Source organism: Clostridioides sp. ZZV14-6387 (genome assembly GCF_020657835.1).
Taxonomy (GTDB): Bacteria; Bacillota; Clostridia; order Peptostreptococcales; family Peptostreptococcaceae; genus Clostridioides; species Clostridioides difficile_A.
Window position 1 is genome coordinate 43558 of record NZ_JAGWCW010000031.1, and the last position, 9651, is coordinate 53208.

Genomic DNA, 9651 nt, shown 5'->3' on the forward strand with positions numbered 1-9651 from the left:
CCTCCCCAAATTTTATATATTAAATACTTCTGCTATTTTTTCTATAGCTATTTGCTTATCATCAGAATTTATAGCACATGTTATACGAATTTCTGATGTAGTTATAAGTTTTATCATTATACCATTTTCATTGAATATCTTAAATACCTTAGCAGCAACTCCAGAAGTATTTTTCATGCCAAGACCTACCAAAGAGAATTTAGTGATATTATTATCAACCACTACATGTTCTTCATCTGTGTACTTAGATACTATCTTCTTACATTCTCCTAATTCTTCTTTTGGAACTGTAAATGATACACTTATTTTATCTAAGATAGGTGCAGTCTGACTTATCATATCTACACTTATCCCTATAGTTGCTATATCTTCAAATAAACTAGATATATTTTCTGCTTTAAAATCTTTGATTGTTATAGAGCTATCGTCATCACTAGTAGCTAATCCTGTTATTACTTTATCCTCTAATTTCATATCTTTTCCCCCTCTTATATATGTTCCTTTTACTGTACCACATGTACGTCCAACATAAATTTCAACACCATATTTTTGTGCAAGTTCTATACTTCTTGAATGCATTACTTGTGCTCCTAAACTTGCTAACTCAAGCATTTCTTCATATTCAATCTCATCAAGTTTACTAGCCTTTGAATATTTTCTTGGGTCTGTAAAATAGATTCCATCAACATCTGTATATATCTCACATTTCCCATTTAATTTAACTGCAAGAGCCACAGCAGATGTGTCTGAACCACCTCTCCCAAGAGTAGTTACATCACCATCTTCATTGATTCCTTGAAATCCAGTTACTATTACGACATTTCCTTCATCTAAACTATTTTTAATTCTATTTACATTTATATCATCAATTTGAGACTTCCCATGAAGACCACTTGTTTTTATATTTAGCTGATAAGCATTATAACTTACAGCCTTACATCCAAGTGCATTTAATGCTATTGATAATAAAGAAGCTGAAATCATTTCTCCAGTAGACATCAAAGCATCCAATTCTCTTTTACTAGGTTCATTACTCAATTCTTTAGCCAACTTTATATATTCATCAGTGGATTTACCCATGGCAGACACAACTATTACCATTTGTGGATTTTCTTTTCTTCGTTCTATTATGTTTTCTGCAATTGATTTTATTTTATCAGTATCTGCCACCGAACTTCCACCATATTTTTGAACAATTATACTCATGCTTTTTCCCCCTCAAGTTAAATTTTGATAAATAAAAACGCCCAAAGGTATACTTTGGACGTGTAAATCTCATAGACCAAGTAACCTTGTAGCTCATCACTTTAAAAGTGACAGCCTTATACATATTCTGCATAAGTCCAGAAAATCCATCCGTCAACAAATTTTCTTCGGCTATAGACCCTTTCATCAATCATCAACACTTACCAGCTCCTATTGAATACTATTGAATATAGCTACCTCTACCCTAGGCTCATTATTTTTAATTAATTTATTAATATAGTTTTATCACATTCTATATAATATTGCAACAATTATTTTACAAAATGTGGCAAATCTATAATTCTCTTTTTTAAAATTAGGTTATATACAATTAAATAGTTTATTTAATCCTAAATCTATAAAATTTATACTATACTCACTATCATATCTCTCTAAATCATTTAATTCAGATAGATTATCTGGTGTAACTACCAAAACGTTTGGCACTTTAAAAAATGGAATTGTAGATTTATCTATCTTTCTAGAAAGATTTTCATATTTAGAAATATCTATTTCATTATTTAAATCAACATCTACTAGAACCTGTTTTATATTACCAAATTGGTCTGTATATTCAATAAATAAATCATATTTCATATCATCCACACTAACATTTCGGTAGAATCTTTTTACATCACAACCTGCAGTATTGATTCTAACAACTAATTCTGACCCTACTAGAGCCTTTATTAAATCATCTCCCTTAAAAAGTTTACTACCATTCAAATAGTATACGTATGAGAGGTCTTTGTAATTATAATAATCTACATCACAAGGATATTTTTTAAGTGTATACTCACTACACATTTTTCTCAAGGTTTTTTTAAAGTTTTTTTTATTATATCTCTTTTGGTCTCCATAAATTTTTCTAAATTGAGCTTCTGTAACACATCTAACCCTGCTAATTAAAAGCAATATCTCTTTTTCCATATTAGTCATAGTACATTCTCCTTGAAGTATTATTTGCAAAGTTGTACTAATATTATATTAATTTTATGACATTAAATTTACAAAGAATTAAAATAAAATAGCTAGTTTTCATAAAAATAAATTTTATAAAAACTAGCTATTAATATATTAAATACTATTTTCGATTTTTTTAAGTTAAACTATACATTATCTTGATTCTCAGAACCTTGAGAGTTTGTATTTTCGTCAGTTCCTGTTCCCTCTTTTGCTTTTTTATCTTCAAAGTTTGCAATATTTAGGTTATCAAATTCTGACATTTCAATTACACCAGATAATTCTTTTGAATATGATATTTTGACTTTATCTCCAACTTGAGTCAATGGCAATTCACTAGATACTTTTGAAGTAGCTTTGAATATTATCTCTTTACTTGAATCTAAAGTCACATAATAATTAGTATTTCCACCTCGTACATCTGGACTTATTCTTGTCACTGTACCTTCTATGACTTCATCTTTTAAATCATTATCCAGTTTTAAATCATTACCCTTAGATTCTAATGAATCTTTATAGTTTCTCAATGCTTCGTTTTTATCTTCACCTAAACCAAGCACATTATAATCTTCAACAGATACAAATGCAACTCTCTTTACAAGACCAGCCTTATCTTTTAACGATGATACATATGTTGGTTGACCTAATATATTGTACATTACAGGGAATGTTGCTTCATAATTCTTTTCTTGAACATTACCTTCAGCTGATTTCATTGCAGCTGTCTCAGTGGCTCCTGGTTGCTTATATAATTTAGCTTCTTTTGTTCTAGAATCAACTAACATAAATCCAATTGTAGATTCATCTCCTCCTGAAGATGTTATACCTGTATACCAATAAGACCTATTATCATTTCCATAAACTAATGATGTTCCTTCTGTTGGCACTAGTACTCCTTTTTCTGATATAACAGAATTTAAAAATCCATTAACATAAACTCCCCAGTCTTTAATCTGGTCTGTTATAAATTCTTGTGGCTGGATTCTATCCACCCATTTAGGTGTATTTTTAACATTGTAAACATTTATTTTTCCAGTTTCTGCATCAACAGTAGCTATTCCTGTAGCATTTGCTCCTCCATAACCAATTTTATGCTCATATAAACTTACAACCCAATAAGGTTTCCCTTCATCATTTATTTCAAGGGTAAAATCTGTCATACCAACATTTACCACACCATGTATGTATAAATGTCTCTGTAAATCTTGATGCAAGTAAGCTTCTGGTTGATATACTATCTTTATTGGTTTTCCATCTATTTCTTGAACTAATTGAACATCTTGAGGGTTACTTGCAGATACTTTTACATAACCACTTGAACCACTTAAAGATGTTACCCACTTAATTATGTCTCTATGAACAAGAGGTGCAACCCAGTACAATTCTCCATCCACATTTTGTATATGGAATTTTCCTAATTTTGACACACTGCCTATAGCTGGAACTTCTCCAAGCTTTTTATCTCCCAATTTCATAGCCATATCTTCATCTACAAGACGAATGTCATTTACACTGACAGGACTAATGTCGTCAGTAAATTTACTTTCAGTTACTTTTCCTAATAATTCTTTATATGCCTTTGCATGAAATACAGGTGTAGAAGTTATAAAAGGTACAACTACAATATACACAAGTAAAGCTATTGCTATTGAAAAATTATATTTAGCAAGTTTAGATGTTCTTTCATTTCTATCTAACATCATATCTAGTATTCCTGCCACAACAAAGAAAATTATTCCTACTGAAAATAAAGATGTGAAATCTAATCTAAGTACAGGTAATTTAATAAATGCATAAATTGCTACAATTATTATTGCAACTCCATATGTTTTAAGATATCGTTTCATTTAATACTCCTCTCTACAAAATGTTATTATTACTATTATATCCATATATTTACAAAAAATAAATATTTATCATATTTATTTATGTGTTAAGATATCTTTATACATTTATATAAATATTTTATTCAATTATATCTTATCTATATACCCCAAAAATACTGTAAAAATACAAATAATCACTAAAATTTAAAAACTGAAGAAAGTGTTCTAACTAAGATTTACGAATTCTTAATCCTCTCGAAGTTAAACTACTATCTTCAGCCTAATTATCTAGCAATAGTTTTTATATGATAAACTCTAAAATAAATTTTTAGATGTTTGCGATTTTTGATACATAAGAATGTTGTCTAGAATTATATTCTGATAATAAACCTTCATATTCTAAGGTTAAACCAGGTAAATTATAAAAATCATTTGGTGTTACTTCAAATGATTGTTTATTTAAAATGTCTATTTCACTTTTTTCTAACATATCAGCAACAAAGTTTGAACATACATATTTATATTCAGATTGTCTATGAATATTCATTGGCAAATATATTAATGCCATTATATCATAATAGTAATCTTCTCTATAATCACTAATTAATTTTATATTTTTAAATAGATTTTCATATTGTAAATTATCTACTTCTAATGAATATACTCTACACACAGTATTTTTTCTTATAGCATATAATCCTTGATTTATATTTTCTTCAACAAATCCCCCAATAAACGGATTTCTCGGATTTAATCTCCCAAAAGAATACATTGGCTTTAAATTTTCATTTAGTGATATTGACACATGTGTATACAGTTTTTTACTTATATTCCTTATTAAGTAAGATAATAAAGTTCCTGTATATGTTGTTACAATATAGACTTTATTCATCATTTCCCCCCAATCTAGTAACTAAATAATATTACGTATTTACAACTTAATATCATAAAACATTCTAACACAATAAATGTTATTTTACAAATTTTGATTTTAAAGTACTCCAATATTGTATGAAATATAATAAAAATATAAATATAAGTTTTCTATATTTTTAACCAACAGCTGTTTTCTTTAAATTAATCAAATGATTTAGTATATCCTGAGCCTTTCCAGAATCCTTCAAATATCCTAATGCCCCATTTATTTGTGACTTCAAATCTATTTCTACTTCCATATCTAAATCAATATTTCCTTTTTTTATAGATATATTTTTAAGAGTTACTGGATAAAGATAACTTTTCTCTAAAGTAACCTTATTTCCATTAACTTCAAATGGAACTTTTTTATTATAGTTACTTAGTATTTTCTCTAACATCTTATCACTTATCTTGAATTTACCAAGTTTTACATTTTCAAGGCTTACAATTAGATTCTCTCCTTTTAAAGTAGGTCTCAATTCAAGTTCATATTGGCTATTTATTAATCCAAATACCTTATATGGCCCTGCTACTTTTATTTTTCCATCTTTCATTTCAACAAAATTATTTTCAAGTTCTTTAATCCCATGTTTATGCATTAATGTATATATTAAATTTCTAAACTCATCCTCTGAAACAGACACTTTCCCAACCATTCTAAGTGGATTTTTTACTACTTCCATGGAATTTATATATGAACCTTTTGATAAGTATTCTTCATCTATAATTTCATTATTTTGTGAACTGACATCATATCTTTCTTTTGGTGTTAAAGTGTATACAACAATTCCTGTAAACACTAGAACAATAACAATTAAACTCAATAAAATTTTTGCAACCTTTCCCATAATCGTCTCCTTTACAAATCTGTCAACAGATTTAAAATAAATTTAGATAACTAACTTCACATAATATTCTTAACAATATACATATTATAATACAGCCTTTTAAGGATTAATTCAACAAATCTCATTTTTTGTAAATAAACTGTAAAAAACATATTTTTAGTATAAAAGTTAATATTTTGCATAATACTCTTAATTACACCTTTATTTTTTTCTAATCTTGGATTAAAATTAATATTATGCAATACAGTGTAGTGTCCTGTATTATAAGCAAATTAAATAGGAGGTATAAAATATGTCAAATGAAACGAACTCATCTAACTTTATAAAAAATATTATTATAAATGACCTAGAAACAGGAAAACACGACAGTATAATAACTCGTTTTCCACCTGAGCCAAACGGATATTTACATATTGGTCATGCAAAAAGTATATGTCTTAACTTTGGACTAGCTAAGGAGTTTAATGGAAAAGCTAATTTAAGATTTGATGATACAAATCCATTAAAAGAAGATGTTGAATATGTAGAATCTATAAAAGAAGATGTTAAGTGGTTAGGGTTTGATTGGAACGAGTTAAATTTTGCATCTAACTACTTTGATGAAATGTACAAGAGAGCCTTAATATTAATAAAAAAAGGTAAGGCTTATGTATGTGACTTGACACAAGAAGAAATGAGAGAATATCGTGGTACTTTAACTGAGCCTGGAAAAGAAAGTCCTTATAGAAATAGGTCTATTGAAGAAAACCTTGATTTATTTGAAAGAATGAAAAATGGTGAATTTAAAGATGGTGAAAAAACATTAAGAGCTAAAATAGATATGTGTTCTCCAAATATAAACCTTAGAGACCCAATTATATATAGAATATCTCATTCAACACATCACAACACAGGAGATAAATGGTGCATATATCCTATGTATGCTTTTGCTCATCCAATTGAAGATGCAATTGAAGGGATAACTCACTCTATATGTACTCTAGAATTTGAAGACCAAAGACCGCTTTATGATTGGTTTGTCAAAGAGTGTGAAATGGAAAATGTACCTAGACAAATAGAATTTGCTAGACTTAATATAAACAATACTGTTATGAGTAAAAGAAAATTAAAACAACTTGTAGATGAAGGTGTTGTTGATGGTTGGGATGACCCTCGTGTTCCTACAATATCTGGTATCAGACGTAAAGGATATACTGCAGAAGCATTACGCAATTTCTGTAGTGAAATAGGGGTATCAAAAGTTAACTCTACAGTAGATAGCCAAATGCTTGATTATTTCCTAAGAGAAAATCTACAACCAAAAGCACCTCTTGCTATGGGAATTTTAAGACCTTTAAAACTAGTTATAACTAATTACCCAGAAGATAAAATTGAAATGCTTGAAATAGAAAATAATGCTAAAGATGAATCTCAAGGAAAGAGATTAGTTCCTTTTTCTAGAGAGCTATATATAGAGCAGGATGATTTTATGGAAGAACCTGTTAAGAAATATTTCAGATTTTTCCCAGGAAATGAAGTTCGTTTAAAAGGTGCTTATTTCGTAAAATGCACTGATGTAATTAAGGATGAAAATGGAAATGTTATTGAAATACATGGAACTTATGACCCTGAAACTAAGAGTGGTTCTGGATTTACAGGTCGTAAGGTAAAATCTACAATACATTGGGTGGATGCTAAATCTGCTATACCATGTGAATTTAGATTATTTGAGCCATTAATTCTTGATGATGTTCCTGAAAATGAAGGCAAACATTTCCTAGAACAAATAAACCCTAATTCATTAGAAATATTACAAGGTTTTGTTGAACCTACACAAGTAAAAAATGCTAAACCTTTTGATAAATTCCAATTTGTTAGAAATGGATTCTTTAGTATAGATAACAAGTATACAACTGATGAAAAACTTGTATTTAATAGAATAGTTCCTCTAAAAAGTTCTTTTAAACCAGCTAAATAATCCTACAATAAAAAAATGAAGACTTAAAATATAAATTACTTCTACTATATATAACTTTAGTTAGAAGTAATTTTTTATTTGAGTCTTCACAATTTACTTTAGATTATTAACTTTTTTCACTACTAATTCCCATCACCTCTATCCCATCTTTTATACATTCTATGCTAAGAGGAAAATCTGGACCCTTTTCTCCATCAATATCCGTTATAAGGGAATCTTCACATTCTATATATACTTTTTTGGTTTTAAAGTACAGTATTTCATTTCCATTATACTGATCTAAGTAATCACCTCTAAGCACACTTATCAAAACTGGTATTGATTTTGGAATTGGCATTCCTTTAAAAATAATTACATCCAAATAACCATCATCTATTTCAGCTTTGTATGCTAGATTTATATTTCCTGCTGTTTTGCCATTAAAAATCAACATAAGATACATATCTCCATCATAATACATTTCTTTAGAAGATACTTTTATCTTAAACTTCCTCATATACAATGCTTCTTCTATTCCCTTTATATAATAAGAAATTCTTCCAAATGAATTTTTTAAGTCTGTGTTTATCCTTTGTGATACATCTGTAAACATACCAGCACTTGCCACATTTATAAAGTACTTATTATTAACTTTCCCTATGTCTATTTTTCTCGGCTTTAAATTTATGATTTTCTTTATAGCTTCTTTTATATCGAATGAAATTTGAAGAGCATTTGAAAAATCATTTGCAGTTCCTGTAGGTAAAATTCCAACTGGGATTCTTATGTCTAATTCTTTCATTGCATTTACCACTAAATCTATGGTACCATCACCGCCTGCTATCAGTATATGGTCATAGGAACTATCCACTTCCTTAAATGCATTCTTTACAGGTTCTTTAATATTCAATCTATAGGGTATCAATAAATAATTTCTCTCCTGATATAATTCTATAATTGTGTCCAAATTTGATAATATCTTTTTTTCACCTGAATTAGGATTGTATATAAGTTTTACTTTTTTCATTATTTCTCCCTACTTATTTTATTCTTTTAATATCCAAAATCTTCGTTTAAGAAAATTACATGTATTCTTTCTGGTGCTAATTGTCTCTTTATAAGTGTATAATTACAACATATTCTTCCTGGGCTTGAACAATCTATACATATGCCAGTAGTCTTACATCCAGTATTTGTATTTAATCTTTTGCAATTAGCTGGAGCAGCTATCGTTTTTGTTCTTTTTATAGCTTCATCTACATCCTTAACTATTTTATTTACTCCTGCTATAACTATTACTTTGTCAGGTCCATATATCATAGCAGCTACTCTATTTCCATTTCCATCTACATTGTAAAGCTCTCCATTCTCTGTTATTGCATTAGTACTTGTAAAATAAGCATCTGCAGAAAAAGATTTTCTATATATTTCCTTCATTTCTTCTGGTTTAATGTCTTTTGCATATCTATCAAGAAAATCATACTTTTCTCTTATAAAATCAATTACCCCTGTTTCAAATAAGGTCATAGATCCTCCACATCCTACTAGAGAACCTGCTTTAACTATTTCTTCAATTTTTTTTAGAAGCTCTTCTTTATTATTTACTAAATGCCCTCTCATATTATTATTTTCTAGAGATTTTATCGTTTTTTCTATTCTTTTTTCATTAAGCCAATTTAGATTTTGATCCATTTTAACTTCCCCCTTGTTTGTAATAGTATCAATTAGTTATAAATTTTATTTTCTTTATAAGTTTATTTTAGTACATCTAAAAAAAAATACAATATAAACTTGAATAAGTTTTACATAAATTTATTCAAATTTATAATCAAAAAAGGAAAGCAGATACATTTCTTCCACTTTCCCTATATTGTATGTAGTCTGTCTCTAATACACATATCACGCTGCAGACGAT

8 protein-coding genes and 1 riboswitch are annotated in these 9651 nt (G+C 28.3%); of the genes, 1 reads left to right on the plus strand and 7 read right to left on the minus strand.

What is annotated here, in order from left to right; all coding sequences use genetic code 11:
* Positions 1-12: 12 nt before the first annotated feature.
* The 5 genes from KGF38_RS16645 to KGF38_RS16665 all read right to left on the minus strand — a co-directional run bounded on the left by KGF38_RS16645 (position 13) and on the right by KGF38_RS16665 (position 5800).
* Positions 13-1206, minus strand: coding sequence for an aspartate kinase (locus tag KGF38_RS16645; RefSeq protein ID WP_054270508.1), 1194 nt, complete (start codon positions 1204-1206; stop codon positions 13-15).
* 81 nt (positions 1207-1287) lie between these two features.
* A riboswitch (Lysine riboswitch) is annotated at positions 1288-1456 on the minus strand.
* 110 nt (positions 1457-1566) lie between these two features.
* Positions 1567-2184 (minus strand): hypothetical protein, encoded by a 618-nt coding sequence (locus KGF38_RS16650; protein WP_054270510.1) that lies wholly within the window; start codon positions 2182-2184, stop codon positions 1567-1569.
* 170 nt (positions 2185-2354) lie between these two features.
* Positions 2355-4055 carry a hypothetical protein gene (locus KGF38_RS16655; protein WP_074178228.1) on the minus strand — a complete coding sequence of 567 codons (1701 nt, stop codon included), beginning with the start codon at positions 4053-4055 and terminating at the stop codon, positions 2355-2357.
* Positions 4056-4362: 307 nt separating this feature from the next.
* Positions 4363-4926: a hypothetical protein gene (locus tag KGF38_RS16660; RefSeq protein WP_054270512.1), complete on the minus strand. Its 564-nt coding sequence runs from the start codon at positions 4924-4926 to the stop codon at positions 4363-4365.
* A 160-nt stretch (positions 4927-5086) separates the two neighbouring features.
* Positions 5087-5800, minus strand: coding sequence for a DUF2140 domain-containing protein (locus tag KGF38_RS16665; RefSeq protein ID WP_074178230.1), 714 nt, complete (start codon positions 5798-5800; stop codon positions 5087-5089).
* 292 nt (positions 5801-6092) lie between these two features.
* Here KGF38_RS16665 and KGF38_RS16670 point away from each other — a divergent pair, with 292 nt between their 5' ends.
* Entirely contained in the window at positions 6093-7757 is a 1665-nt protein-coding gene (locus KGF38_RS16670) for a glutamine--tRNA ligase/YqeY domain fusion protein (RefSeq protein WP_054270514.1), read from the plus strand.
* A gap of 106 nt (positions 7758-7863) precedes the next feature.
* On the opposite strand, the gene KGF38_RS16675 is transcribed toward KGF38_RS16670, so the two are convergent.
* On the minus strand, positions 7864-8763 hold the full coding sequence (locus tag KGF38_RS16675) for a YegS/Rv2252/BmrU family lipid kinase (protein ID WP_054270515.1): 900 nt from the start codon (positions 8761-8763) through the stop codon (positions 7864-7866).
* 26 nt (positions 8764-8789) lie between these two features.
* Positions 8790-9428, minus strand: a complete 639-nt coding sequence (locus tag KGF38_RS16680; protein WP_054270516.1) for a lactate utilization protein — start codon at positions 9426-9428, stop codon at positions 8790-8792.
* Positions 9429-9651 lie beyond the last annotated feature (223 nt).